The sequence below is a fragment of the Neorhizobium sp. 2083 genome (assembly GCF_031455615.1).
Classification (GTDB): Bacteria; Pseudomonadota; Alphaproteobacteria; order Rhizobiales; family Rhizobiaceae; genus Neorhizobium.
In genome coordinates, this window is sequence record NZ_JAVDTC010000002.1 from 709,181 (window position 1) to 735,837 (window position 26,657).

26 protein-coding genes are annotated in these 26,657 nt (G+C 62.6%); 7 read left to right on the forward strand and 19 right to left on the reverse strand.

Annotated features, from left to right (window positions below):
• Positions 1–188: 188 nt before the first annotated feature.
• Positions 189–1,070: a bifunctional helix-turn-helix domain-containing protein/methylated-DNA--[protein]-cysteine S-methyltransferase gene (locus tag J2X76_RS11685; protein ID WP_310216097.1), complete on the reverse strand. Its 882-nt coding sequence runs from the start codon at positions 1,068–1,070 to the stop codon at positions 189–191.
• A 148-nt stretch (positions 1,071–1,218) separates the two neighbouring features.
• Complete coding sequence (locus J2X76_RS11690) at positions 1,219–1,701, reverse strand: DUF2244 domain-containing protein (RefSeq protein ID WP_310216099.1); 483 nt, start codon at positions 1,699–1,701, stop codon at positions 1,219–1,221.
• 36 nt (positions 1,702–1,737) lie between these two features.
• On the opposite strand from J2X76_RS11690, the gene nth reads away from it, so the two are divergent.
• On the forward strand, positions 1,738–2,565 hold the full coding sequence (nth, locus tag J2X76_RS11695; RefSeq protein ID WP_310216102.1) for an endonuclease III: 828 nt from the start codon (positions 1,738–1,740) through the stop codon (positions 2,563–2,565).
• A 27-nt stretch (positions 2,566–2,592) separates the two neighbouring features.
• On the opposite strand, the gene J2X76_RS11700 is transcribed toward nth, so the two are convergent.
• Positions 2,593–3,306 (reverse strand): sulfate transporter family protein, encoded by a 714-nt coding sequence (locus tag J2X76_RS11700; RefSeq protein WP_310216103.1) that lies wholly within the window; start codon positions 3,304–3,306, stop codon positions 2,593–2,595.
• 366 nt (positions 3,307–3,672) lie between these two features.
• On the opposite strand from J2X76_RS11700, the gene J2X76_RS11705 reads away from it, so the two are divergent.
• A complete protein-coding gene (locus J2X76_RS11705; RefSeq protein ID WP_310216106.1) occupies positions 3,673–5,427 on the forward strand; it encodes a penicillin-binding protein 2 in 1,755 nt (584 codons plus the stop codon).
• A gap of 88 nt (positions 5,428–5,515) precedes the next feature.
• On the opposite strand, the gene J2X76_RS11710 is transcribed toward J2X76_RS11705, so the two are convergent.
• The 12 genes from J2X76_RS11710 to J2X76_RS11765 all read right to left on the reverse strand — a co-directional run bounded on the left by J2X76_RS11710 (position 5,516) and on the right by J2X76_RS11765 (position 18,780).
• Positions 5,516–7,120, reverse strand: coding sequence for an FGGY-family carbohydrate kinase (locus J2X76_RS11710; RefSeq protein WP_310216110.1), 1,605 nt, complete (start codon positions 7,118–7,120; stop codon positions 5,516–5,518).
• 52 nt (positions 7,121–7,172) lie between these two features.
• Positions 7,173–7,883 carry an HAD family hydrolase gene (locus J2X76_RS11715; protein WP_310216113.1) on the reverse strand — a complete coding sequence of 237 codons (711 nt, stop codon included), beginning with the start codon at positions 7,881–7,883 and terminating at the stop codon, positions 7,173–7,175.
• A 25-nt stretch (positions 7,884–7,908) separates the two neighbouring features.
• Entirely contained in the window at positions 7,909–9,390 is a 1,482-nt protein-coding gene (locus tag J2X76_RS11720) for a mannitol dehydrogenase family protein (protein ID WP_310216116.1), read from the reverse strand.
• A 22-nt stretch (positions 9,391–9,412) separates the two neighbouring features.
• Entirely contained in the window at positions 9,413–10,417 is a 1,005-nt protein-coding gene (locus J2X76_RS11725) for an ABC transporter ATP-binding protein (RefSeq protein ID WP_113282681.1), read from the reverse strand.
• An 11-nt stretch (positions 10,418–10,428) separates the two neighbouring features.
• Positions 10,429–11,253 carry a carbohydrate ABC transporter permease gene (locus tag J2X76_RS11730; RefSeq protein ID WP_310216121.1) on the reverse strand — a complete coding sequence of 275 codons (825 nt, stop codon included), beginning with the start codon at positions 11,251–11,253 and terminating at the stop codon, positions 10,429–10,431.
• Positions 11,254–11,262: 9 nt separating this feature from the next.
• Positions 11,263–12,135: a sugar ABC transporter permease gene (locus J2X76_RS11735; protein WP_310216122.1), complete on the reverse strand. Its 873-nt coding sequence runs from the start codon at positions 12,133–12,135 to the stop codon at positions 11,263–11,265.
• A gap of 190 nt (positions 12,136–12,325) precedes the next feature.
• Positions 12,326–13,651, reverse strand: a complete 1,326-nt coding sequence (locus J2X76_RS11740; RefSeq protein ID WP_113125751.1) for a sugar ABC transporter substrate-binding protein — start codon at positions 13,649–13,651, stop codon at positions 12,326–12,328.
• Between the two features lie 145 nt (positions 13,652–13,796).
• The gene (locus J2X76_RS11745; protein WP_113125752.1) at positions 13,797–14,750 is read right to left on the reverse strand and encodes a sugar-binding transcriptional regulator; all 954 of its coding nucleotides are present in this window, start codon (positions 14,748–14,750) and stop codon (positions 13,797–13,799) included.
• A gap of 87 nt (positions 14,751–14,837) precedes the next feature.
• Positions 14,838–15,344 carry a Fic/DOC family protein gene (locus J2X76_RS31615; RefSeq protein ID WP_405030014.1) on the reverse strand — a complete coding sequence of 169 codons (507 nt, stop codon included), beginning with the start codon at positions 15,342–15,344 and terminating at the stop codon, positions 14,838–14,840.
• 101 nt (positions 15,345–15,445) lie between these two features.
• Complete coding sequence (locus J2X76_RS11755; RefSeq protein WP_310216127.1) at positions 15,446–15,640, reverse strand: hypothetical protein; 195 nt, start codon at positions 15,638–15,640, stop codon at positions 15,446–15,448.
• Positions 15,641–15,744: 104 nt separating this feature from the next.
• The gene (locus tag J2X76_RS11760) at positions 15,745–17,592 is read right to left on the reverse strand and encodes an ABC transporter ATP-binding protein (protein WP_113125755.1); all 1,848 of its coding nucleotides are present in this window, start codon (positions 17,590–17,592) and stop codon (positions 15,745–15,747) included.
• A 24-nt stretch (positions 17,593–17,616) separates the two neighbouring features.
• Positions 17,617–18,780, reverse strand: coding sequence for a M20 aminoacylase family protein (locus tag J2X76_RS11765; RefSeq protein ID WP_310216131.1), 1,164 nt, complete (start codon positions 18,778–18,780; stop codon positions 17,617–17,619).
• Between the two features lie 337 nt (positions 18,781–19,117).
• On the opposite strand from J2X76_RS11765, the gene J2X76_RS11770 reads away from it, so the two are divergent.
• The 3 genes from J2X76_RS11770 to J2X76_RS11780 all read left to right on the forward strand — a co-directional run bounded on the left by J2X76_RS11770 (position 19,118) and on the right by J2X76_RS11780 (position 22,833).
• Positions 19,118–20,827: a peptide ABC transporter substrate-binding protein gene (locus J2X76_RS11770; RefSeq protein ID WP_310216133.1), complete on the forward strand. Its 1,710-nt coding sequence runs from the start codon at positions 19,118–19,120 to the stop codon at positions 20,825–20,827.
• A gap of 76 nt (positions 20,828–20,903) precedes the next feature.
• Positions 20,904–21,914, forward strand: coding sequence for an ABC transporter permease (locus J2X76_RS11775; protein ID WP_310216135.1), 1,011 nt, complete (start codon positions 20,904–20,906; stop codon positions 21,912–21,914).
• Complete coding sequence (locus J2X76_RS11780; protein ID WP_113125759.1) at positions 21,907–22,833, forward strand: ABC transporter permease; 927 nt, start codon at positions 21,907–21,909, stop codon at positions 22,831–22,833. The genes J2X76_RS11775 and J2X76_RS11780 overlap by 8 nt, the downstream gene beginning before the upstream one ends.
• A gap of 371 nt (positions 22,834–23,204) precedes the next feature.
• Here the strand turns inward: J2X76_RS11780 and J2X76_RS11785 are convergent, their stop codons facing one another.
• The 3 genes from J2X76_RS11785 to J2X76_RS11795 all read right to left on the reverse strand — a co-directional run bounded on the left by J2X76_RS11785 (position 23,205) and on the right by J2X76_RS11795 (position 25,350).
• Positions 23,205–24,146 carry a sensor histidine kinase gene (locus tag J2X76_RS11785; protein WP_310216140.1) on the reverse strand — a complete coding sequence of 314 codons (942 nt, stop codon included), beginning with the start codon at positions 24,144–24,146 and terminating at the stop codon, positions 23,205–23,207.
• Between the two features lie 163 nt (positions 24,147–24,309).
• Positions 24,310–24,474 (reverse strand): DUF1328 family protein, encoded by a 165-nt coding sequence (locus tag J2X76_RS11790; protein ID WP_113125761.1) that lies wholly within the window; start codon positions 24,472–24,474, stop codon positions 24,310–24,312.
• 81 nt (positions 24,475–24,555) lie between these two features.
• Positions 24,556–25,350 (reverse strand): response regulator, encoded by a 795-nt coding sequence (locus J2X76_RS11795; RefSeq protein WP_113125762.1) that lies wholly within the window; start codon positions 25,348–25,350, stop codon positions 24,556–24,558.
• A gap of 168 nt (positions 25,351–25,518) precedes the next feature.
• Here J2X76_RS11795 and J2X76_RS11800 point away from each other — a divergent pair, with 168 nt between their 5' ends.
• Positions 25,519–25,701 (forward strand): NepR family anti-sigma factor, encoded by a 183-nt coding sequence (locus tag J2X76_RS11800; RefSeq protein ID WP_113125774.1) that lies wholly within the window; start codon positions 25,519–25,521, stop codon positions 25,699–25,701.
• Entirely contained in the window at positions 25,698–26,264 is a 567-nt protein-coding gene (locus J2X76_RS11805; RefSeq protein WP_038589909.1) for an RNA polymerase sigma factor, read from the forward strand. Before J2X76_RS11800 ends, J2X76_RS11805 begins: the two co-directional genes overlap by 4 nt.
• A 24-nt stretch (positions 26,265–26,288) precedes the next feature.
• Here the strand turns inward: J2X76_RS11805 and J2X76_RS11810 are convergent, their stop codons facing one another.
• The gene (locus J2X76_RS11810; protein WP_162732052.1) at positions 26,289–26,633 is read right to left on the reverse strand and encodes a hypothetical protein; all 345 of its coding nucleotides are present in this window, start codon (positions 26,631–26,633) and stop codon (positions 26,289–26,291) included.
• Positions 26,634–26,657 lie beyond the last annotated feature (24 nt).

The following is a 26,657-nucleotide window of genomic DNA, read 5'->3' on the forward strand; positions in this document are numbered from 1 at the left end:
CCGGCTGCCGCCACCTTCTCCCCGCATGCGGGGAGAAGGACCCGCGCCGCGCCCACTTGCCCAAAATAAACTAGGCCGCTCACCGCTTGAGAAGAACGAAGCCGGCGCGGCATATCCCTTCTCCCCGTCAGAACGGGGAGAAGGTGGCGGCAGCCGGATGAGGGGCAAGCCGCACCCAAACAAACACCTCAAGCATTCCCGGCTTCCCACCCCAAAATCGCCCGCTTGCGCGTCAGCCCCCAGTGATACCCCGTCAGCGCCCCGCTCTTGCCGAGCGCGCGGTGACACGGCACCACGAACGAGATCGGGTTCGCACCGACCGCCGCCCCCACGGCGCGGCTTGCGGTCGGCTGGCCGATGTCCCTGGCGACGTCGGAATAGGTGACGGCCTTGCCGAACGGGATCTTGAGCAGGCTCTGCCAGACGCGCACCTGGAAGTCGGTGCCGATCAGCACGACCTTCAACGGCTGGTCGCAGGACCAGTTCGAACGGTCGAAGACGCGGTGGACATAGGGCGACGTCATCTCCTGGTCGGGAACGTACTCGGCATTCGGCCAGCGGCGCATCATGTCGTCGAGCGCCGGCTGCTCGCAGCCGAGATCGGCAAAGGCGAGGCCCGAAAGTCCGCGGTCGGTCGCCATGACCAGCGCCTGGCCGAAAGGCGACGGGTGAAAGCCGTAGCGGATCGTCAGGCCGCCGCCGCGTGCCTTCCATTCGCCGGGCGACATCGCCTCATGGGTGACGAACAGGTCGTGAAGGCGGCCGGGACCGGAAAGTCCGAGTTCGTAGGATGCTTCGAGCAGCGGCAGCTCCTCCTTGCCGAGCAGCCGCTTGGCGTGATCGAGGGTGACCGCCTGCAGGAAGGCCTTCGGGGAAAGGCCGGCCCAGCGGGTGAACACCTTCTGGAGCTGGGTCGGCGACTGCCCGAGTTCGGACGCGATCGCCTCCAGCGACGGCTGGTCGCGATAGTCGAGCGTGATCATCTCGATGACGCGACGGACGGTTTCGTAATCGGAGCCATCAGGCGTCACGTCGATGGGCGGCGAATTGATCTGGGCGAGAGCATTCATGGCTTGTCTCCTCTGCAGCGCCGCACGCCGATCAACCCGGACCTTGGGCGCGCAGCAATCGCTGTGCAACTGATATGCTGCTTAAATGCCTCTTCGGCTTTGCCGAAACCACCCGTTTCTTGCCCGATCGCAGGTTTTTCCGGCCGTTTCAGATCCTTTGCCTGACGGTTGCGAGCGCGCGCCTGAAGGCTTTGGCGAAACTCTCCCGATCGTCCGGATTGAGGAAGGAGCCGATATCGGTGCCGCGTCCCTCGCCCGTCACCGACATCGACGTGATGCCGAACTCCTCGTGGCGGCTGACGTTGAAGCGCGCCCAGAACGGGTTGAAGCGATGCTCCACCATGCGTCCCGCCGGCGAGAACTTTCGGATCGACAGGTTGCTGCGCGAAACGGTGACTTCCTCGCGCGCCCGGCCGGCGCGGTAGCTCATTTTCAGCGCGATATAGAGACCGAGGAAATCCAGCCCGAAGAAGAAGCCGATCGGATAGGCGCCGGTGATCAGGAAAAAGCCGCCATAGAGAAGGCAGACCCCGCCCGTCAGCACCAGCACGACGTGAAAACCCGTCTTGCCCAGCGACCGGTAAGGCGTCAGTTCGGCTGCGAAAACAGGCTGATCCTCGGAAACGTCCACGTTGATTTCCCTCCTGCGGGATGCCTATACAGGCATATGGCGACTCCAAAGATCAAATCCAAAACCAGCACCCCGCAAAAGTCAAATCACGCCCCCGAGCGCCAGGACGCAGTCAAGCGGGCGGCCAACGGCGCGGGCAAGGGTGCGGGCAAGGCGAAGCGCTTCAAATCCGCCTATTCGAAAGCGGAGATGGAGGAGATCTTTCGCCGTTTCTCGGTGCAGCGGCCGGAGCCCAAGGGCGAGCTGGAGCACGTGAACCCGTTCACGCTGGTCGTGGCGGTGGCGCTCTCGGCCCAGGCGACCGATGCCGGCGTCAACAAGGCGACGCGGGCGCTGTTCAGAATAGCCGACACGCCGGAAAAGATGCTCGATCTCGGCGAAGAAGGCGTCACCCAATATATCAAGACGATCGGGCTCTACCGCAACAAGGCGAAAAACGTCATCGCGCTCTGTCGGATGCTGATCGACGAATTCGGCTCGGAAGTGCCGAAGACCCGCGAAGAGCTGATCCGCCTGCCGGGCGTCGGCCGCAAGACGGCGAATGTGGTGATGTCCATGGCTTTCGGCGTGCCGACGCTGGCGGTCGACACGCATGTCTTCCGCATCGCCAACCGGCTGCTGATGGCACCGGGCAAGACGCCTGACGAGGTAGAGGAAAACCTGCTCAAGGTGATCCCTGACCAGTATCTCTTCCACGCCCACCACTGGCTGATCCTGCACGGCCGTTACTGCTGCAAGGCGCGAAAACCGGAATGCGAGCGCTGCGTCATCGCCGATCTCTGCCGCTCGCCGGAAAAGACCGTCGACGTGCCGGCGCCGCTTGTCGAACTGCCGCAGCAGCTCATCGGCGAGGCCGTCGAGTAAAGCCGCGATCGCCCCGGCGCCACCCGCCTACAGCCTGAAACCAGGGTCGCGCTTCGAGACCGCCTTGTGCAGATGCACCATCAGACCCGCGGCAAACAGCGGCGTCAGAAGGTTGACGATCGGGATCGCCAGGAAACAGGCGATCAGCAGGCCGGCCATGAACACCGTCGAGGAATGTTTCGCGCGGAACGCCCGCGCCTCCGCCGGCGTCCTGAACCGCATCGCGGCGAACTCGAAGAATTCCCGACCGAGCAGGTAACCGTTCACCAGGAAGAAGGCGATCAGGTTGATGCCGGGGATGAATAGCAGGAAGAGCGCGACGATATTGCCGATGATGACGACGCCGAGGAACTGGACCGAGCCGATGATCGCCTGGCCGAGCGGCATCGCCTGGCCGGGCGGGTCGCCCGGATAGTCGCGTTTCTCGACCACGTCCGCGACGTCGTCGAGGAAGAGACCGGCGATGAGGGCCGTGATCGGCGCGATCAGCAGGGCGAGCGCCAACGCCAGCCCGATACCGGCGGCGATCGCCGCAAGCAAGGTGAGCCACCCCGCCCAATCCGGCAGGTCGGGGAAGAAGGCCGCAAACCATGGCCAGGCGTAGAGGATGAAGATTTCGCGCAGTGCGAACCAGATGCCGATCAATACAAGCGCGGTGAGGCCCAATGTCTTCCAGAACACGGAACGGGTCTCGGGCGCAAAGAGGTTGAGGAGCGAAAGTCTCGCGGCGTCGAAAATCATCGGCGTCTCCAGGTTGGCGAAAGACATGTAGGTTGGCGCAGGCGGAGGAGCAAGGAGCGCGGATAGCGGGGGAAGCCTGCTCCCGACCGGGAGAGCCGGCACGACAGCAGATGCTACGATCCTCGGTTTAGCTCCTCGGCCCCGCAAGGAGACGGCAAGGGCGCGTCTGCAGCCGACAGGCCCCGGTTAACTTTCTCCCACCGGATCGAATACAACTTTAATTGTATATTAATGCCACTTTAAACATCTCGATCCGCCCGGGACCTCAACGATTGGCTTCCGGCCCGGCAACGTGCAGGTTGCAACCCGGCGGCTGACGCACCGCCGACTTTCGCTTCGGCTGACATATTTTGTGGATTTTTCGGAATGATCTCATTTGTCATCCGGCTCAGAAGCCGTGCACATTTCATCGTGAAGAGCAATCTCGGCGGCGCGAATGCGACCTTTCTCGGCGCGCGGGCAAGCCGCAGAAAGGAGGCAAGGCAACGGCTCGCAATCCTGATCGCCGGGTTTCTTGCCGTCTATTTCATCATCGGCGCCCGCCTGGTCCAATACGGCCTTGCCGAACCGGCGGTGACGGGAATGATCGGCAGCAGCCCGGTCACCTCTAGGCCGGACATCGTCGATCGCAACGGGGCGCTGCTGGCAACCGACCTCAACATGATCTCGCTCTACGCCGACCCGCGCAGGATCGTCGATGCGAACGAAGTCGTCGAGAAGCTCGCCATGGTCATCCCCAGCCTCGACTGGAGCGAGACGCACAAGAAGCTGCGATCGGGAACCGCCTTCCAATGGCTGAAGCGGCAGCTCACCCCGAAACAGCAATCCGATATCCTGGCGCTCGGCATTCCGGGCATCGGCTTCAGACCGGAAAAACGTCGGTTCTATCCGGGCGGCCCGACCGCCTCTCACGTCGTCGGCCATGTGAATGTCGACAATCAGGGCCTTGCCGGAATGGAACGGTATCTGGACCAGCAGGGCCTCGGCGATCTTCGCCGCGCCGGACTGACCGGCGGCGCCCCGCTCGAGCCCGTCCGGCTATCCATCGATCTTCGCGTCCAGAACATCGTCCGCCAGGTCGTTGCCAACGCGATGACGGCCTATAAGGCCGAGGCCGCCGGCGCCGTCATTCTCGATGTCGATACCGGCGAGGTGCTGGCGATGGCGTCGGTGCCCGACTACGACCTCAATGAACCTTCCCGAACGCTGCCGGACGGCAGCGTCGACAAGGACTATGAAAAGGGCTGGTTCAACCGGATGAGCAACGCCACGTTCGAGATGGGCTCGACCTTCAAGAGCTTCACGCTGGCGATGGGGCTGGACGAGGGCAAGATCAACTTGAATTCCGTCGTTGATGCGTCCCGGCCGATCCGCATGGGCGGCTTCACCATCAAGGATTTTCGCGGCAAGAACCGGCCGCTCTCCATTCCCGAAGTCTTTCAGTATTCATCCAATATCGGCACCGCCGCGGTCGCGGACCGGGTTGGGGTGGAAGGCCATCAGCAGTTCCTCACCAAGCTCGGCCTTCTGTCCCGGATGGAAACCGAGATGCCGGGCGTGGCGACGCCGACCCAGCCAAGGACGTGGAAGAAGATCAACTCGGTCACCATCTCGTTCGGCCACGGGGTCGCGACCACCCCGCTGCAGACCGCGGTTGCCGCCGCCGCTCTGATCAACGGCGGAACCCTCATTCCTCCGACCTTCCTTCCCCGCTCTGCGGAGGAGGCCACACGGATGTCCCGCCGGGTGATAAAGCCCAGTACCGGCGCCGACATGCGCTATCTGTTCACCTGGAACGGCGTGAAGGGCTCGGGGCGCGGCGCGCAGGTCGAAGGCTTCCACGTCGGCGGCAAGACGGGCACCGCCGACAAGGTGATCAACGGACGTTACGCCAAGGACATCAATTTCAACGCCTTCGTCGCCGCCTTCCCGATGGACAAGCCGAAATACATCGTGCTTTCGATCATCGACGCTCCGCAGACGGGCGAACACGGAGGACGGACGGCGGCCTCCACCGCCGCCCCGATGATCAAGGAGATCATCGGCCGATCGGCGCCCCTGCTCGGCGTGCAGCCCCGTTTCGGGCCTCCGGACGCGCCACGCCTGCTGGAGAACTATTAGACCGCAGAGTGCCTTAAGCCGGCTGGGACAGCACGACTGCGCCGGAGTGGCCGCGCAAGCCCCGGTCCTGCGAGGGCGGGCAAGGTGCCTATTCCATTCCCCGCAATTCCTCCCGGTGCCTGACCATCGCCAGGAACAGGCGGTAATCCCGCCCGTAGTGCTCGGCCCGCGCCGGATCGGGCAGGCGCTCGGTCCCGCCGCCGTCCATCGCCTGGCCCGCTTCGGACAGCGAACCATGCACCCCGCCGGCAACCGCCGCCGCCATCGCCGTGCCGAGCAGCACCGCGTCGCGGTTCTCGGGGATCACCACCTTGCGGCCGGTGACGTCGGCATAGAGTTCGATCAGAAGAGGGTTGTTGACGTGGCCGCCGGTGACGTGGAGGGTTTCGAACCGGTAGCCGTACTCGGAGAGCGCATCGAGAATGTGCCTTATGCCGAGCGCGATCGCCACGCAGGTTCTCCAGTAGAGCCGGCAGAGGCCGTCGAAGGAGGTGTCGAGCGTCAGCCCGCTAATCACGCCGGTCGCGTGCGGGTCGGCAAGCGGCGAGCGGTTGCCATGGAAATCCGGCAGGACGTGAAGACCGGGCGCGATGTCGGCGGCGATATCGCCCCCTATCTCGTTCCGCAGCTCGCCGACGCGGGCGATGATGCGGCCATGCAGCTCCGCCGTCGGCTCGCCGCCGGCCGCGTGCATCAGCACGATATGGTCGAGCAGCGCGCCCGCAGCCGACTGCCCGCCTTCGACCAGCCAGCGGCCGGGCAGGATCGCCTCGTAATAGGGGCCCCAGAGGCTGCGCCCCGGTTTGGAATCCCTGGTGAAGGCAACGATGCAGCTCGACGTGCCGCCGATCAGCGCCACGCTGGTTTCGAGTTTAGCGCCTTCGGAGGCGCCGCCGGAAACTCCTCCGAGCACGCCGAAAGCGCCCGCATAGGCGTCGATCATGCCGGGTGCCACCTGCACTCCCGTGTCGAGGCCGAGCTCCTCGGCCGCCCGACGGCTGAGGCTGCCCATGCTCGTGCCGATGCCCACCGTCTCGTCCGGCAGGCCGCCCTTTCCGAGCAGGTCTTCAAGGCCGGCCAGCGCCAGGTAATCGGCGCTCCAGCCGGGGTTCTCGTGGGCGAGATAGTTCCACTTGGCAGTCAGCGTGCAGCGCGAACGGGCGAGCGAGCCGGTCGCCTTCCAGGTGAGGAAATCGGCAAGATCGAAGAGATAGCCCGCCCTCTCCCAGCTCTGCGGCAGCTGCTGTTTCAGCCACATCAGCTTCGGCATTTCCATTTCGGGCGAGAGCGAGCCGCCGGAAAACTCGAGCACCTTGTGGCCGCTGGCCGAAAGCTGGTCGGCCTGTTTGATCGCCCGGTGGTCGAGCCAGACGATCGTGTCCTGATTGGCCCTGCCGGTCGTCGAGACCGTCAGCGGCCTCCCCTCCCGGTCGCGCGCGACGAGCGAACAGGTGGCGTCGAAGCCGATCGCGGCGATATGGGCGGCGGTTATGCCGGCTTCGGCCATCGCCTCCCTGACCGCACGGCAGGTGGCGGCCCAGATGTCCTCGGAATCGTGTTCGGCGTGATTCTGCTTCGGGCGGAACATCAGGATCGGGTGTTTCGCCTTGGCGAGCAGGCGCCCGTCGCGATCAAAGATGCCGGCGCGGGCGCTGCCCGTGCCGATATCGACCGCAACGAGGTGATCACGCATCCGGTTCTGTTTCCTGTCCCTTGTGTCCGCTCACGAATTCCCCAGACTTCACCTAGGGCGCCGTCTGCGGAACGGGGCCGTTGCGACCCTCTATATGTTTCCGGACAAGGTGGATCAAATCCGGCATCGCGTCAAACACGACTTCCGGTGAAAGCGCATCGATCCGCTCCCGGTAGCCGGGAACCGAGGCATGCGAGCCGCCGACGAAGGCAAACACCGCCATGCCGGCGCTGTGACCCGCCTCTATGCCGGCGGGACTGTCCTCGATGACGATACAGCTTGCGGGATCGGCGCCCATTTCGCTCGCCGCATGCAGGAAGAGGTCCGGCGCCGGCTTGCCCTTTTCCACCATCGTCGCGGAAAAGATGTTCGGCTCCAGCCTGTCGATGAGACCGGTCAGCGAAAGCGACAGGCGGATGCGCTCCGGCTGGCTGGAGGACGCAACGCAACGGCGGAAACCCAGGGCATCCAGGGTCTCGCCAATGCCCGGCATCGGCTGCAGCTCGGCGCGGAAACGGGCATAGAGATCGCGGCGCATGCCCTCCAGGAACGCGTCGTCAGCCTCGACCCCGAACTCCTCGCGCATCGCCTTGGTGACCGTACCGAGGCTGCGGCCGAGGAAGCGGCGATAGGCCTCCGCCGCATCCATCTCGACACCCTTGCGGCGCAGCGCATCGACGAGGACGCGCACGGATACCGGCTCGCTGTCGACGAGGACCCCGTCGCAATCGAAGATCACCAGCGGTCCCGCCGACTGTTGCACGATGCGCATCCTCCCTTGGCACCCGCTATTTGACCAGCTTGCCGCCCAGATAAAGCTCCAGCGTCCTTGCCGTCCCCTCGGCCCAAAGCGTCTTCAGCGCATGCGCGAAGCGGGTGCGGAACAGCTCGGATTTCGCAACGTCCCCAAAAATATCGCCAAGCGCAAGAAAGGCGTCCGGGTTATCCCTGGCTTTCAGCGCCGCGGCGTTCAGGCGGTCGGCACTGGCGTCGTTGAAGACGATCTCCTTGCCGCTGTCCGACGTGCCGGCGAAGTAACGGCACCACAGCGCCGAGACCAGCGACAGGCCGACGATATCCTGGCCCCTGGCGAGCCGATCCGCGGTCGAGGGCAGGATGAATTTCGGCTGGCGGTTGGAGCCGTCCTGCGCCAGGCGCGGGATCGTGTCGCCGATCTTCGGGTTGGAGAAGCGCCGCTCGATCAGCTTGTAATAGTCGATGAGATTGGTATCCGGCACCGGGGGGATGACCGGGATGATCTCGTCCTTCTCCAGCTTTTCGAGGAAGGCACGGATCAGCGTGTGCTCCATGGCCTCATGCACGAAATGAATGTCGAGAAGTGCCGCCGGATAGGCGATCGCCGCATGCCCGCCGTTGAGGATGCGGATCTTCATCAGCTCGTAGGGCGCCACATCGGCCACGAACTGGACGCCCACCTCTTCCAGCCTTGGCCGGCCCGAGGGGAATTTGTCCTCCATCACCCACTGCTTGAATTCCTCGCAGAACACCGGCCAGTTGTCGTCGATGCCGAAATCCTGTCGGAGGATATCGATCTCGCGTTGGCCTGTGGCCGGCGTGATGCGATCGACCATCGAATTCGGGAAGGCGACGTTCTCGTGGATCCAGTCGGCGAAATCCGGGTCGGAAAGCCGCGCGAGCCCGATGACCGCATGCTCGGTCACCTCGCCGTTTCCGGGAATGTTGTCGCAGGACATGATGGTGAACGGGACGATGCCCCGCGCCTTGCGTTCCTTGAGGCCGGCCAGGATGAGGCCGAATACCGTCTTCGGGTTCGCCGGATTGCGGCCATCCTCGACGATTGCCGGATGGGCCGGATTGAACGCACCCGCCGCATCGATGAAATAGCCGCCCTCGGTGATCGTCATCGAGACGATGCGGATCTTCGGGTCGGCCAGCGTATTGACGAGCGTCGCGACGTCGCCGGGCGCGATGATGTCGATCATCGGCGCGGTGATGCGCGCGGCCGTCCTGTTGTTGTCCTGCTCGACGACGGTGGTGAGATAATCCTGGGCCTTCAGCTTGTCGCGCATGGCCGCGTCGGACGGCATCACGCCGGCGCCGATGATCGCCCAGTCATGCGCCTTGCCGGTGTTGAACAGGTCATCGAGATAGATCGCCTGGTGGGCGCGATGGAAGTTGCCGACGCCGAAATGCAGGATACCGGCGGTCAGGCCCTTGGGATCATAGGCCGGCACGGCGGCGGTGGCCGCAGCGTCGTTCAAGCGCGCCAGCGAAAGCTTCACAGTCATTGTCTTTACTCCAGTCTCGCGCTCAGGCGCGAAGGGCCAGGCCCTTGTCATCGAACCGATGCAGCTTGGCTTCGTCGGGCGTGAGGTAAACCCGGTCGCCGTATTGGGCGCCGAACTCGCCGCCTGCACGGGCGGTGACCTGGCCGATGCCATCGACATCGAGATGCAGGAACGTATCGGCGCCGAGATGTTCGGCGACCTTCACCGTGCCGGTCCACAACCCGCTGTCCTTCGAAAGGATCAGATGCTCCGGCCGGATACCGGCGGTCTTGGCGCTCTTCGATTGCGCATAGGTGCCGGTGACGAAGTTCATGTGCGGTGAGCCGATGAAGCCGGCGACGAACAGGTTGCGCGGCGTCTTGTAGAGTTCGAGCGGCGAACCGACCTGCTCGATGTTACCGCGGTTCAGGACGACGATCTTGTCGGCCATGGTCATCGCCTCGACCTGGTCGTGGGTGACGTAGATCATTGTCGTCTTCAGCTGATGATGCAGGTCGCTGATCTCCAGCCGCATCGTGCCGCGCAGCGCGGCATCGAGGTTGGAAAGCGGCTCGTCGAACAGGAAGGCCGAGGGCTCCCGCACGATTGCGCGGCCGATCGCGACGCGCTGGCGCTGACCGCCGGAAAGCTGCGAGGGGCGGCGCTCCAGATAGTCGGTGAGGTTCAGCACCCGGGCGGCGGCTTCAACCTTCTTGTCGATCGCCGACTGCTCCATCTTCGCCATCTTCAGCGGGAAGGCGATGTTCTTCCGAACGCTCATATGCGGATAGAGCGCGTAGGACTGGAAGACCATGGCAAGCCCACGTGCCGCGGGTGCCGCGTCGGTCACGTCCTTGCCGTCGATCAGGATATGCCCCCCGGACACGTCCTCCAGCCCGGCGATCAGCCGCAGCAGCGTGGACTTGCCGCAGCCGGACGGGCCGACGAAGACGACGAATTCGCCGTTGTTGATTTCAAGATCGATGGAAGGAATGACCTTCGCCTCGCCGAACACTTTCGAGACTTTTTGGAGCGTGATGCTGCCCATGTCCGTTTTCCTTACTTAACCGCGCCAAACGTGAGGCCGCGAACGAGTTGTTTCTGTGAGAACCAGCCGAGGATGAGGATCGGCGCGATGGCCATGGTCGAGGCTGCCGAGAGCTTTGCCCAGAACAGACCTTGCGGACTGGAGAAGGAGGCGATGAAGGCCGTCAGCGGCGCCGCATTGGTGGTGGACAGCCGGATCGTCCAGAAGGACTCGTTCCAGGCGAGGATGATGTTGAGGAGCAGGGTCGAGGCGATACCCGGCACCGCCATCGGCGTCAGCACGTAGACGATCTCCTGCCAGAGGCCCGCCCCGTCCATCCGCGACGCTTCCAGGATCTCGCCGGGAATTTCGCGGAAATAGGTGTAGAGCATCCAGACCACGATCGGCAGGTTGATCAGCGTCAGCATGACGGTGAGACCGATGCGGCTGTCGAGCAGGCCGAAATCGCGGAACATCAGGTAGATCGGCACCAGTACCGCGACCGCCGGCATCATCTTGGTGGAGAGCATCCACATCAGGATGTCCTTGGTCCGTTTGGTCGGCGAAAACGCCATCGCCCAGGCGGACGGGATGGCGATGATCAGCGCCAGGATCGTCGATCCGACCGACAGGATCACCGAGTTCATGAACGGCTTGAAATAGTCGCGCTGGGTCTGGACGGTGATGTAGTTCTCGAACGTCCCGGACGGCCACAGGTTGAAGCCGGCGATCGCCTCCGGCTCCGTCTTGATGCTGGTGATCAGCGTGTAGAGGATCGGGAAGAAGATGATCAGCGCGACGACCCAGGCGGCGGCAGTGGCGGTGACCTTGTGTCTTGTGGTGACGGAACGGGCCATGATCTTCTCCTACCGGTCCAGGTTCTTGCCGACGGCGCGCATCAGGAAGAAGGCGACGATATTGGCGAGCACGACCGCGATGATGCCGCCTGCCGAGGCACCGCCGACGTCGTAGCCGAGGAGCGCCGTGCGGTAGATCAGGAAGGCGAGGTTGGTGGAAGCGTAACCGGGGCCGCCATTGGTGGTGACCAGGATTTCCGCATAGACGCCGAGCAGGAAGATCGTCTGGATGAGGATGACGACCGTGATCGCCCGGGCCAGATGCGGCAGCACCAGGTAGATGAAACGGCTGAGGAAGTTGGCGCCGTCCATCTCGGCCGCTTCCTTCTGCTCGCCGTCGAGCGACTGGAGCGCGGTGAGCAGGATGAGCGTCGCGAACGGCAGCCACTGCCAGGCGACGATGACGACGATCGAAAAGAGCGGATAACGCGCGAACCAGTCGACCGGCTGCAGCCCGAAGAACTTGTTGATGTCCGCCAGCACACCGTAACCCGGATGCATGATCATGTTCTTCCAGATCAGCGCCGCGACCGGCGGCATCACGAAGAACGGCGAGATGACCAGGATGCGCACGATCCCCTGCCCGAAGATCGGCTGGTCGAGCAGCAGCGCAATGGCGATGCCGCCGATGACGGTGATCAGGAGCACGCCGACGACGATGACCAGCGTGTTCCAGATCGACTGGAAGAAGGCGGGATCGGTATAGAAGAACTGGTAGTTGAACAGGCCCGTGAAGCTGACATTCGACGGATCGAGCAGATTATAGTTCTGGAACGAGAACCACAGCGTCATCGCCAGCGGTACGATCATCCAGACCAGAAGAAGCAGAACGGAGGGCGCCATCATCAGGCGCGCCAAAGTCTTGGTGTTTTGCGTTGCCATATCGACGCCCTCCCTTTGGCCGCCTTGATGCGGCTCTTACGCTATTGGATATGCCATGAGACCGCGGAACCGTAAGCCCCTCACCTCGCCTCCGCTTTGCTCGGCGCCCCTTCTCCCCGTCAAAACGGGGAGAAGGGGCCGGCAGGCGGATGAGGGGCACTCACCATCTGCCGGCGCAACCTCGGGAGGCTTACTTCGGATAACCGGCGCGCTTCATTTCGCGCGCGGTTGCCGTCTGGGCTTGGGCAAGCGCGTCGGCGACCGTGGACTGGCCGGCGACGACCGCCGAGAACAGCTGGCCGACATTGGTGCCGATCGCCTGGAATTCCGGGATCGCCACGAACTGGCCGCCGGTGTAGGGCACCGGCTTGACGGTCGGCTTGGTAATGTCGGCAGCGTTCATCGCAGCAAGGGTCGGGACCGCGAAGGCGGCAGCCTTCTTGTAATCCTCGTTGTTATAAAGCGAGGTGCGGGTGCCCGGAGGAACGTTGGCCCAGCCTTCCTTGGAGGCGACGAGCTGGGTATATTCCTTGCTGGTCGCCCAGGAAATGAACTTCTGTGCCGAGTCCGCCTTCTTGGAGGAGTTCGGAACGGCCAGGTTCCAGGACCACAGCCAGTTGCCATGGTTTTTCATCTCGCCCTTCACCGGGAAGAGCGCGTAACCCACCTTGTCGGCAACCTTGGAATCCTTCGGGTTGGATACGAAGGACGCAGCAACCGTGGCGTCCATCCACATGCCGCACTTGCCCTGCTGGAACAGCGTCAGGTTTTCGTTGAAGCCGTTCGAGGAGGCGCCGGCCGGACCGGCATCCTTCATCAGGTCGACATAGAACTGCAGGGCGGCCTTCCATTCCGGCTGGTCGAACTGCGGGTTCCACTTCTCGTCGAACCAGCGGCCGCCAAACGAGTTGGTGAGCGCGGTGATGAAGGCCATGTTCTCACCCCAGCCGGCCTTGCCGCGCAGGCAGATGCCGTTCACGTCGCCCTTCCGGTCGGTGATCTTGCGGGCCGCATCGCCGATGAATTCCCAGGTCGGGTTTTCCGGCATCTTCAGGCCGGCCTTCTCGAACAGGTCCTTGCGATACATGATCATCGCCGACTCGCCGTAGAACGGTGCGGCATAAAGCTTGCCGTTGACCGTCAGACCGCCCTTGATCGCCGGCAGGATGTCGTTGGTGTCGTATTTGTCGCCGAGCTTGTTGAGCTCGAGCAGCCAGCCCTGCTTGGCCCAGATCGGAACTTCGTAATTGCCGATCGTCAGGATGTCGTACTGGCCACCCTTGGTGGCGATGTCGGTGGTGACGCGTTCGCGAAGAACGTTTTCTTCGAGCGTGACCCAGTTGATCTGAATGTCCGGATTGGCCTTGGTGAACTCGGAAGTTAGGCCCTGCATGCGGACCATGTCGCCGTTGTTGACCGTCGCGATGGTGAGGGTTTCAGCCGAGGCCGCGGTGGAGAAAAGGCCGGCAAGCGCCAGCGCCGAGCAGGCGCCCAGCAAAATCGTCTTCAATGTCATATCTTCCTCCCAGAAGATGGGTAACGAGCATTCGCTTTGCTCATGGGCAATTACTCACTTATTGGCGCGAAATGTCAATCGCCATTCGTCGCTGCATTGCAGCGCAGAAGGGTCAGGTCGTTGATTTACCTAGAGATAATTTTGCTCAGCGGGCGAGCAATTGCTCCGCCGTCGCTTCGTCGGTGATCACGCCGTTGATGATACCGCCCTCGAGCGCGGCGGAAATGGCCCGCACTTTTTTCCGCCCCTGGGCGATCCCGATGACGGCGGAGGTCTCCCGCGACGGGATGGGCACGCTGGCGACGCGTTCGTTGATGGAATTGGCAAGAAGCCGACCCTGGCTGTCATAGACCCAGCCGCAGATCTCGCCGGCCGCACCGTCCTGGACGAGCTTCAGCATCTCCTCCTTGCCGAGGAAGCCATCGACGCAGAGCGGCCCGTCGGGCCCGAGTTCGCCGATGCCGACGAAGGTGACGTCGGCCTGCGCGCCGAGCGCCAAGGTCGATCGTACCAGCGCCTGGTCGTGCAGGGTCTCGCGTTCCTCCGCCGACGAACAGAGAACCGGCAGCGGCATAGGGAAATGCCGCGCCTTGATCGCGTCGGCCATCGAGAAGATGACGTTGTAGAAGGCGGCCGATCCGTCCGGCCCGATATTGCCGGTGAGCGACACGATGCGGTGCTGCGGACACTCCATCGGCGGCAACTGGTCGACGGCGGCCTTCAGCGTGCGGCCCGTGCCGACCGCAATCACGATCGGATCCGGCCGCTTCAGCCAGCGCTCGATCTCGGCTGCTCCTGCTTCGGCGATCCCCACGGTGCTGGAAACCCCGGCCGGATCGCTCGGCACCACTTCGACATGTTTCAGGTCGTATTTCCTGCGCAGGCCTTCGGCAAGTTCCAGGCAGGCGGCGATCGGATGGTCGAGCCGCACCTTGATCAGCCGCTCGGCGACCGCCAGCGACACCAGCCGCTGCGCCGACTGCCGCGAAATGCTCATGGCCGCCGCGATCTCGTCCTGGGTGCGCCCCGCGACATAATAGAGCCAGCCGGCCCTTGCCGCATCGTCGAGCCGCCCTTGCGTATCAGACCGTTTTGCCATGGCAGAAAATTCTCCTCCGCCTGTTGCTGCCATGGTTTCGGATCGTCTGTCAAACGGTGGAACGACGCAGGAGAAGCGAGGCAGGCTTTATGCTGCAACCTTCGTAAACCTCCCGACGATCGACGCCCTCACGTCAGGCGCAACGCATCGCCTATCACCCGTCCCATGAGATCGTATCGGGCACGGTGGGCCTCTTTCGATCCCTCCAGCCATCCGGCGGGATCGATCTTCGTCAGGTCGAGCGGATGACCCGCCCGCTTGGAAAGCTGCTTCAGATATTGCAGCTGGGTGCGGCGCGTTTCCTTCGCGGAAGGGATGGACGTAGTTCACGTCCCCCATGATTCGGGCAGCTTCGGCCGCGAATGCCGATCGCTCCAGACCTCGCAGAAAATCGGACTTCACGACGCGACGGTAAACATCTGCCATTCCCGTTTCGATATATTGCCGGAACTGGAACTGGCTCTCGCCCTTGGAAATCTCGACGGTGCGCACCTGCCCCGCCCATTCGAAGATATCCTGGAAAAGATGGCGATGGATCGCCTTCAGGTGCTTGAGATCAAAGTCGCCTTGCGGGATATCTTCGCGCGCCCGCATCGTAACGATTTCGCGTTCGTAATAGTTGAACTTGCCGGCATCGGTTAAACCAAGCTTGTTTCACAGAACACCGGTGCCTGGATAGACGTAAGGATCGTCGCTCATTCCGCCGCTTGCTGTGCGGCGGCGGAGCGGGCGCGCTCAAGGATATACGCTCTTTGGCGCTCAGGCGACCATCCCTCGCGATCAAACATCTCAAACATCGCCAACTGTTCCGCATCGAGAGGATTGCCCTCGATCGCCTGAAGATGCGTCGCCTCGAGGGTGCGCTGCCGGATCGTGTCCTTGTCGCTCATGAAAGACCGTTTCCTCGATGCCTGAATTGGCAAAGCGCCCGGATTGCAGGCATCCCCAAGATACCAGAAATCCGGGCGAGCGGCAAATTCGAGCATGCAAGAAGCTACGCCACCTGCACCACATGCCCCGCGGAAACCTCGCGGTATTCGCGCTTCGGCGGCACGTAGTTGACCGGGCGGATCGGGCTCTTGATCTCGTCGGTCGACATGTTGCGCCTGATCCGCCGGCGCGACGGATCCGGCACCGGCACCGCCGACATCAGCTTCCTCGTATAGGGATGCTGCGGGTTTTCGAACACCGCCGCGCGCGGGCCGATCTCGACGATCTCGCCGAGATACATCACCGCGACGCGGTGGCTGACGCGTTCGACCACCGCCATGTCATGGCTGATGAACAGGAAGGCGAGGTTCAGGCTCTGCTGCAGGTCAAGCAGCAGGTTGCAGACCTGCGCCTTGATTGACACGTCGAGCGCGGAAACCGCCTCGTCCGCGACGATCACCTTCGGGTCGAGCATCAGCGCGCGGGCGATCGCGATGCGCTGGCGCTGGCCACCGGAGAATTCGTGCGGAAACCGTTTCATCATGTCGGCGGAAAGGCCGACCTTCTCCATCAGGCCAGCCGCCTTGTCCCGGGCCTGTTGCTTGGTGCCGAGCCCGTGCTCGATATAGGGTTCCATGACCGCCGAACCAACGCTCATGCGCGGATTGAGCGAGGCGAACGGGTCCTGGAAGACCATCTGGATCGACCGGCGCATCTGGCGCAACGTCGGCTGGTCGAGCTTCATCACCTCGTAGCCGTCAAGGGTGACTTCGCCGCTGGTCGGCGTGATCAGGCGCGTCACGGAACGGCCGGTGGTCGACTTGCCGCAACCGGATTCGCCGACAAGCGACAGGGTCTCGCCCTCGAAGAGGTTGAAGGAGACTTTTTCGACCGCATGCACGGCGCCGGATTTGCGCCCGAACAGGCCGGAGTGGATGTCGAACCGTGTGGTCAGGTCCTTGACGTCCAAGATCGGCGTCTTGCCCTTGGCGACCGTGTCGGTAACGTCGGCAAGCGGCATCTGCTCGCCGGTCTTGATATCGACGATCGGGAAGCGAAGCGGGAGCCTGCGCTCGCCCATCGAGCCGAGCTTCGGCACCGCGGAAAGAAGCGCCCGCGTATAGGGATGCTGCCCACGGTGGAAAATATCCCCGGTAGGCCCCGTCTCGACCGCATCGCCGCGATACATGACGATGGTGCGGTCGGCGACTTCGGCCACCACGCCCATGTCGTGCGTGATGAAGAGAACCGACATGCCCTCCTCTTCCTGCAGCAGCTTGATGAGGTCGAGGATCTGGCCCTGGATGGTGACGTCGAGCGCCGTGGTCGGCTCGTCCGCGATCAGCAGCTTCGGCTTGGAGGCGAGCGCCATGGCGATCATCACGCGCTGGCGCATGCCGCCGGAAAACTGATGCGGATATTCATCGAACCGCGAGGCGGCATTGGGGATGCGCACCTTTTCGAGCAGGCGGATCACTTCCGCCTTCGCATCCGCCTTGCTGATGTCGGTATGGACGGTCAGCGCTTCTGCGATCTGCTTGCCGATCGGGAAAATCGGGTTGAGCGAAGTCATCGGCTCCTGGAAGATCATCGAGATGTCGTTGCCGCGCACACGGCGCATCTGCTCTTCCGGCAGCGACAGGAGTTCGCGGCCGTTGAGGAAAACCTGGCCCTCGATCCTGCTCGAATTTTTGGGCAGCAGCCGCATGATCGACAGCGAGGTGACGCTCTTGCCCGAGCCCGATTCACCGACGATTGCCACCGTTTCGCGCGGCGCCACGTCGAAGGAGATGTTGCGCACGACCGTGCGCCATTCATCGTTGACGCGGAAAGAGGTCGACAGGTTGCGGACCGACAGGACGGGGGTCACCGAACCGCCGCCCTGTTCCATGGAATTTCCGGAAAGCAGCATGGAGGGTCTCCTGGGTTCGGTCGATCAGGCGGCGAGCGCGGTTTCGGCGAGCGTGACCCAATAGCTGACGCCGAAGGGGATGGCTTCGTCATTGAAGTCGTAAGCTGCGTTGTGGAGGCTCGCGGTATCGCCATTGCCGATGAAGATGAACGCGCCGGGGCGCTTTTCCAGCATGTAGGAAAAATCTTCCGCGCCCATATGCGGCGCCATGCCTGTCTGCACCGCCTTCGGCCCAGCCACCTTGCCGGCGATCTCGACCGCAAAATCGGTCTCGTGGTCATGGTTGAAGGTGACGGGGTAGCCTCGGCGATACACCACCTCGGCGGTTGCGCCATGGGCGATGGCGGTCGACTGTGCCACCTCGCTCAGCCGCTTCTCGGCGAAATCGCGGGTTTCCGGCAAAAGCGTGCGCACCGTGCCGGTCATCGTCACATGCGCCGGGATGACGTTGCTCGCCTCGCCGCCATGGATCGAGGCGACGGTCACGACCAGCGACTTCAGCGGATCCGTCTCGCGGGAGACGATCGACTGCAGAGCCAGCACGATATGCGAAGATACCAGGATCGGATCGATCGAATTGTGCGGCTGGGCGGCGTGGCTGCCGCGGCCGTGGATGGTGATCTCGAACGTGTCGGCCGCTGCCATGATGCCGCCCTTGCGGGTGGCGAAATTGCCGACCGGAAGCCGCGGCTCGTTGTGCATGCCGTAGACCTGCCGGATCCCGAACTTCTCCATCATGCCGTCGTTGATCATCGCAAGCGCGCCGCCGCCGCCCTCTTCCGCAGGCTGGAAGATCACCGCGACCGAGCCCTTGAAATTGCGGGTTTCGGCGAGGTATTGCGCGGCGCCGAGCAGCATGGCGGTGTGGCCGTCATGGCCGCAGGAATGCGCCTTGCCGGGGATCTTGGAAGCCCACGGCTTTCCGGAGGTCTCGAGGATCGGCAGCGCGTCCATGTCGGCGCGGAAGCCGATGACCGGGCCGTCCCCCTGGCTGCCCTTGATGACGGCGACGACGCCGGTCCTGCCGATACCGGTCTCGACGGTGTCGCAGCCGAAGGCCCTGAGCTTTTCGGCGACGAATTTCGATGTCTCGTGGACGTCGTAAAGCAGCTCCGGATTCTCGTGCAGATGGCGCCTCCATTCGGCGACCTGATCCTGCATTTCGGCGACGCGATTGATCACTGGCATTACGAAGACCTCGTTGTTTTTTTGCTGTTTCCACCCTGGCCAAAGAGCGGATGTCGCCCAGATATTGCGACGTGGAGAGACGACTTTGCAAGCTTCAATTTTCCGACTTGAACGGAAAATAGGCCTATGCTTAGATGGCTCAAAATTTGATCATGCTCGCCAAAGGCGGCAGGATTTAACTCGTCCTTAATGTAGTTTCCACGGAGGAAAAGAAGAAGATCACGCTGCGAAGTCAATAAGTTGAGGAAGGTGACTTCGCAGTCCCGAGGCATAAAAAGCCGGCTCGACCGGCATGCCCAACCACAACTCATAAGAGAACGATAAGGGGAATAGCAGCATGAAAAACCTCAAACTTCTTCTGGCCGGCACGGTTGCCGCCCTTGGCCTGGCCGGCTCTGCCGCGCATGCCGAACGGGGCACGGACGGGGATCTGAAGATCCTGTTCTGGCAGGCCGTTTCGACGATGAACCCCTACCTCTCCGGCGGCACCAAGGAAGTCTACGCATCCTCCATGGTCATCGAGCCGCTCGCCCGCTACGACGAGAAGGGCGCCCTCGTGCCGATGCTGGTGTCCGAGATCCCGACCGTCGAGAACGGCGGGGTCGCCAAGGACCTCATGAGCATGACCTGGAAGATCAAGCCGGGCGTCAAATGGTCGGACGGCACGCCTTTCACGGCCGACGACGTCATCTTCACCTGGAAATACTGCATCGCGCCGGATGGCGGCTGCGCCCAGGCCGCCCAGTATGAAGGTGTCAAGAGCGTCGAGGCTCCGGATCCGCAGACGGTCAAGATCACCTTCACCGAACCGAAGCCCTATCCCTACAGCGCCTTCGTCGGCGCCCAGTCGCCGGTCATCCAGAAGAAGCAGTTCGAGAACTGCGTCGGCGCCAAGGCTCCGGGCTGCACTTCGGCCAATTTCGGCCCGATCGGCACCGGCCCGTTCGTCGTCAAGGAATTCAAGCCGAACGACGTCATCACGCTGACTGCCAACACCAACTACCGCGATGCGGCCAAGCCCGCCTTCGCGACCGTCACGCTCAAGGGCGGCGGTGACGCAGCATCTGCCGCGCGCGCCGTTCTCGAGACCGGCGAATACGATTATGCCTGGAACATGCAGGTAGAGCCGGAAATCCTTGCCAAGATGGTCGCCGCCGGCAAGGGCAAGCTCGAAACCGCCTTCGGCACCCAGGTCGAGCGTATCAACCTCAACCACTACAATGCCGATCCGTCGCTGGGCGCCAAGCGCTCCACCAAGGAAGCCGGTCCGCATCCGTCGCTCTCCGACCCGGCCGTCCGCCGCGCCCTGTCGCTCGCCATCGACCGCAGCATCATCGTCGAAGCCGGTTACGGCGCTGCCGGCAAGGCGACCTGCAACATCGTGCCCGCCCCGGCCGCCGTCGCCTCCACCAAGAACGACAGCTGGTGCCTGAAGCAGGATGTTGCGGCGGCCAACAAGCTGCTCGACGATGCCGGCTGGAAGAAAGGCCCGGATGGCATCCGCGCCAAGAACGGCGTCAAGCTCTCCTTCCTCTACGCGACCTCCACCAACTCGGTCCGCCAGGCGACCCAGGAACTGGTGAAGGACATGTGGTCCCAGATCGGCGTCGCCGCCGAACTGCGCAACGCCAGCGCCTCCGTCTTCTTCGGCGGCGATCCGGCAAGCCCCGACACCTTCCAGAAATTCTATGCCGACGTCGAAATGTACACCAACAACTTCGACGGCACCGACCCGGAAAAATATCTGGCGGAATGGCTGTGCGACAAGGTTCCCGGCCCCGCGAACGGCTGGCAGGGCCAGAACATCCCGCGTTACTGCAACCCGGCCTATGACAAGCTGGTCGGCGAGCTCTCCAAGACCGCCGAGCTCGACAAGCGCGCCGCGCTTGCCAAGCAGCTCAACGACATGCTGACCGAGGAAGGCGCGCATATTCCGCTCGTCCACCGCGGCAGCGTCTCCTCGCACTCCCTCAAGCTTGCCGGCGTGAGGATGAATGCCTGGGACAGCGAACTGTGGAACGTCGCCGACTGGTCGCGCTCGAAGTGATGCCGATCGCCGGGCCTGCCTCACGGCAGGTCCGGCGGCCGCATCGTCTTCTCCGCGCTAGTCTGGAGACTTATTGATGTTCACCTACACTCTGCGGCGATTGCTGTTTGCAATCCCGACGCTGCTGATCATCAGCTTCGTCATTTTCGCGCTGCTCGATCTTGCACCCAACGATCCAACCGGCGACCTGCCGTTGACGATCCCGCCGGAGGTCCGCGAACAGATCCGCGCATCGCTCGGCCTCGATCAGCCCTTCTTCTTCCGTTATCTCTACTGGCTGCAGCAGTTCTTCATCAACGAACCGCTCAACATTCTCGAACGCCTGACCGGATGGCAGTTCGGCGATGGATCCCGCATGCGGGTTCTGTCCTGGGCGACCCGAAGCCCGGTCGTCGACCTGATCGTCCAGCGCCTGCCCCAGACGCTGTGGGTCGTCGGCCTCGCCTATCTGTTCGGCGTCCTGATCGCCGTTCCGATCGGCGTCATCTCCGCATACAAGCAGTATTCGATCTTCGACCAGATCGGCACATTCGTGTCGATGGTCGGTTATTCGGTGCCGACCTTCTTCACCGGCGTGCTGCTGGTCGTCATCTTCTCCTCCTACCTGCAATGGTTCCCGTCAGTCTATGACACCAATCTGGTGGTCAACGATTTCTCGAGCTTCCTGCAGCAGGTCAAGCAGATGGCTCTGCCGGTCACGGTTCTGTCGCTGTTCAACGCCTCTCAGATCACCCGTTTCGTGCGGGCCTCGATGCTGGACAACCTGCATCAGGACTATGTGCGCACGGCGCGCGCCAAGGGCGTCAAGGAGAAGTCGGTTCTGCTCATCCACGTGCTGCGCAACAGCCTGATCCCGGTCGTCACCGTGATCGCGCTCGGCGTGCCGACAATCTTCTCGGGCGCCATCATCACCGAGCAGATCTTCCGCGTGAACGGCCTCGGCCAACTTCTCATCATCGCGGTTCAGGGGGCCGATATCCCGCTCGTCCAGACCCTGACCTTCATCTTCGCGGTGCTGATCGTGCTCTTCAACCTCATCGCCGACGTGCTTTACGGCATTCTTGACCCGAGGATCCGTTATGACTGATGCGACCATGACAGCGACGCCGCCCGCCAAGGCGGCAACCCCGACAAGGTCCGCCTTTGCCGACATGTGGCGCCAGTTCCGCTCCCACAAGGGCGGGGTGGCAGGGCTGATCGTCTTCACATTCATCGTGCTGGCGGTTTTTGTCGGCCCCTATATCCACCGCGTCGCGCCGAATGCCATCAACATCCGCGACAAGAACCAGTGGCCGTCGCTCGCCCATCCGTTCGGCACCGACAACCTCGGCAAGGACATGCTCGCCCAGGTGCTCGCCGGCGGCCGCATTTCGCTCGCCGTCGGCATCACGGCGATGCTCCTGGCGCTCTTCCTCGGAACGCTGGTCGGCGTACTCTCGGGTTACATCCGCAGGCTGGACGGCCCGCTGATGCGCATCACCGACCTGTTCCTGGCATTGCCGCTCCTGCCGCTGCTGCTGGTCATCCTGATGCTCTTCCGCGATACGCTGAGGGCGGCCTTCGGGCCTGAAACCGGCATCTTCATCCTGATCGTCTTCGTGATCGGGATCACCAGCTGGATGCACACCGCCCGCATCGTGCGCGGCGACGTGCTGGCGGTCAAAAGCCAGGAATTCATCCTGGCGGCCAAGGCGAGCGGCATGCGGGAATACCGGATCATCCTCAGGCACATCCTGCCGAACGTGCTGAGTTCGATCATGGTCTCCGCGACATTGGGCATCGCCTCGGCGATCATCACGGAATCGGCGCTGAGCTTCCTGGGCCTCGGCTTTCCCTCGGATTTCCCGACCTGGGGACGGTTGCTCTTCGACGGTGCCAACTTCCTGCAGCTGACGCCCTCGCGCGTGCTGTGGCCGGGCCTGGCGATCTCGCTGACCGTCCTCAGCGTCAACTACATGGGTGATGCGATCCGCGATGCGCTCGATCCGAGAGCCCTCAAACATTGATCCTGCAAAGGACCTGACCCGAATGGCGGCTGCAAAGCCGCCATTTTTCGTTCGGCCCCCTGCGAAAATGGAGCGTTGAAAAAACTTTCAAAAAAGTTCGGAACCGCCGGAACCTATTTCCGGGACGCTCGTTATGTCAGTGTTCGAAGGCGACCCCCCGTCCCCCGCCCTACAAAGCCTTCGGACATACTCTTCAATCCCCCTCGAAGAGACGAACTGGCTCGGCTCCGTCAACCGGAACCGAGCCAGCTCAGTTTTGTGGGTAGTGGACAGCTACGACGGAGCTGGATTTTGGCAAATGCTTTCGTTGCAAGACGTCGCGGGTGACCTCGAAAACTACTCACTAACGACTAATCACCACAGACTATCCCTCACTCCCCGCCGCTCTCCAGCGGGAATACCAGCCGGTAACTGATACGGTCGTTCGAAATGACGTATTGCGCCTTGCCGTTGACGGAGGCCGGCACCACGCGTTCCAGTACGGTACTGCCGAAATGCGCCTTGAGCGAATCCTCGGTATCCTCGGCGCTCCGGCTTGCATCCAGCACCTCGTCCCAGATCATTTCGAGCGAGTCGTGGCCGTTGAGATGCATGCGGGTGCAGGTGACGTTGATCACCCGGCCGCTGCGCAACAGAGAACCGTGGCTGACGGCGTTGACGATCAGTTCGTGCAGCGCCAGGCCGATATGCAGTGAGGCGTTCGGCGTCAACAGGATATTGTCGCCGTGCACCCGCACCAGATGCTTGTTTTCCGGCAGGTATTTTTCAGTCTGCTGCTGCACCAGTTCGAAGAAATAGGCGCCGCGCCAGCTGGAATCGGTGATCAGGTCCTGGCTCTGCGAGAGCGAATAAAGCCGCCCCCGGAACTTGTGCAGAAACAGTTCCAGCGAGCCGGAATAGCGGGCCGTCTGCAGCGCGATGCTCTGGATGATGGCGAGCAGGTTCTTGGAGCGGTGGCTGACTTCGCGCAGCAGCGCCCGCAGCAGCCGCTCGCGGTGGCGCTCTTCGGAACGGTCGATGATCGTGGTGACGAAATGCAGCCCGCCCCTGGCGAATTCGACGGTCTGGACGCGGAACTCGTAGATCTGCTCGGTGCCGATAGTAATCTCGATATGGCCCTTGCGGCCGGGTTCCGTCATGCCGTCCTTGAGGACCGCGAGTTTTGCCCCGACCTCCTCCCCGAACAGGCCGACATCGGTGGGGGTCCTGACATGCTCGACCGCCCAGACCTCGGGAAGATGGGTAACGAAGAGATAGTTGCGGCCCGCGTCCTGGATCATGATGCTGGCGCCGAGATCCACCAGCGCCGGCATGAAAAATTCGCGTAACTTGTCATCACTCTGACCAGCCTGCTGCCATGTCAGGGGATGCACCAAATTTCTCACTCCGTCTGCGGGCTTGCTGGGGAAACCGGGCGCCTGCTGCACACATATACCCCCGGATTTTTGAGTATGATTATCCACCTTTTATAGGACGTCAAACGCGCCTGAACAACCCGACGACCAGCGATATCAGCAGCAGCGCGAGAAATAGGAAAAACAGGAGTTGCGCGAGACCGGTCGCCGTTCCTGCAATACCGCTGAAGCCGAGTGCGCCGGTGAACAGCGCGACGAGCAGGCAGACAAGAGCATAATACAACATGGTTTTTCCTCTTCGGATGCGCCAGAACGCCACCTGTTGCATTTTGTTCCGGCCTGCCCTGTCCGACTGCCGTCCGTGGGATCAAGCGGCTGCCTTGACAGCCTCGTTGAAGAACAGCGCCTGGCTGATCAACGCCTTGACCATGTCCGGATTGAACGGCTTGGTGACCAGGAAGGCCGGTTCCGGCCGCTCGCCGGTCAGAAGCCGCTCCGGGAAGGCGGTGATGAAGATCACCGGCACGCTGGAGGACTTCAGAATCTCGTTGACCGCGTCGATGCCCGAGCTGCCGTCGGCGAGCTGAATGTCGGCCAGCACCATCTTCGGATGCGAGGACTGGAAGAGCGACACCGCTTCCTTGTGGGTGCGGGCGATGCCCGTGACGCGGTGGCCGAGATCCTGCACCATCTGCTCGATATCGAGCGCGATCAGCGGCTCGTCCTCGATGATCATGATGTCGGTTGCGACCTGCCGCGAGATTTCGCGGGTGGCGTCGTCGAGCAGGCGGTTCACATCGGCAGCGCTGACATCGAGGACTTCAGCGGCTTCGTCGATGGTGAAACCCTCGACCGAGACCAGCAGAAAGGCATGCCGGGACTGAGAGGGAAGCATCGAGAGATTGGCCGCAGCGCGCTGTTCCCAGGCGAACGGAGATTCGATGGGGCGGATCTCGATGTTCGTGGAACCAAAAATTGCGACAAAGAGTTTATAAAGCGAGACACGGTCCTTGGACGTTTCGGGGAATATCGAAACGTCTGCGATCAACGCTTCCAGGACCGCGGCAACATAAGCGTCTCCCGAAGTCTGTGATCCGGTGACGGCGCGAGCATACCGACGCAGATATGGAAGGTGAGACGCAACGCGTGTGGTGAGTGACATACATAATCTCCCTCGGTGCCCAGTGGGCAATTGACCTGCAATGAACGTGGGCCTGCAAAAAAAGTTCCGCAAGAGTGGAACTTTTTTTGCCGCCGGGAATTTCTTTGCCCGACGATATCGCAACAGGCTGCCGGCGTGATGAGTGACGACAACAGAAAAAAACAAGAGATGACAGCAATCCAACCCCCTGAAGTCAGACCCGGAGCGGTGCAGCCGAATGCATCCATATCCCGCAAGCTGCGGGACTTTTACGATGCGGTACAGGAAGAAGGAATTCCGGATCGCTTTCTCGATCTTCTTGAACGCCTGGAGCAGGCGGAGAAGAACGCCAAGTCGGTGAACGTAAAATGAGTAAAGAAGACGAGATCGACGATCGCGGTTTCAAGCGCGACCTCCTCGCGTCGCTGCCCAACCTGCGCGCCTTTGCTGTATCCCTGACCGGCCGACATGACAAGGCAGACGACCTTGTACAAGACACGATCATGAAGGCCTGGGCCAACCAGACGAGCTTTACCGCCGGCACCAACATGCGGGCGTGGCTGTTCACCATCCTGCGCAACGAATTCTACAGCCAGATGCGCAAGCGCGGCCGCGAAGTGCAGGACAGCGACGGGCTGTTCAGCGAGCGGTTCTCGGTCCATCCGGAACAGTACGGCCGGCTCGACCTGCAGGATTTCCGCAAGGCGCTGGACAAGCTGCCCGACGATCAGCGCGAAGCGATCATCCTCGTCGGCGCCGCCGGGTTCGCTTACGAGGAGGCGGCTGCGATCTGCGGCTGCGCCGTCGGCACGATCAAGAGCCGCGTTTCGCGTGCCCGTGCGCGCCTGCAGGAACTGCTCGGCGTTTCCGGCGAGGGCGATTACGGCCCGGACGCGGGCGACGCGGCCATCACTTCCCGCGCCTTCGGCAGCTGATCCTGAAACCCGAAAAAACGCCGCTCACATGCCGGCGGCGTTTTTGACGGCATCCACGAGGTGATGGTCGTCGAACGGTTTGGAAACCACCGCTATCCCTTCCCAACCTTCTACCCCGTCCATGTCCTCGACGCTGAGCGTGGTGAAGACCAGACCTGTTCCCGCGGCTCTCGCCCGGAGCGCTTCGTCCCCGCTCCCCGTGCCGACCAGCGCCGAATCGATGACGATCACATCGAACCACCCGCGTTCCAGCTCCATCGCATAGCTGCGCGGCGTGGCGATCTTGACCTCGCAGGGAAAGGCCTCGGTGAGCACGGTCTCCACTTCCATGGCTACCAGAAACTCCCGATCGACAACGAGGATTTTCAATAAAATGTCCGCCTGAATTTCGAC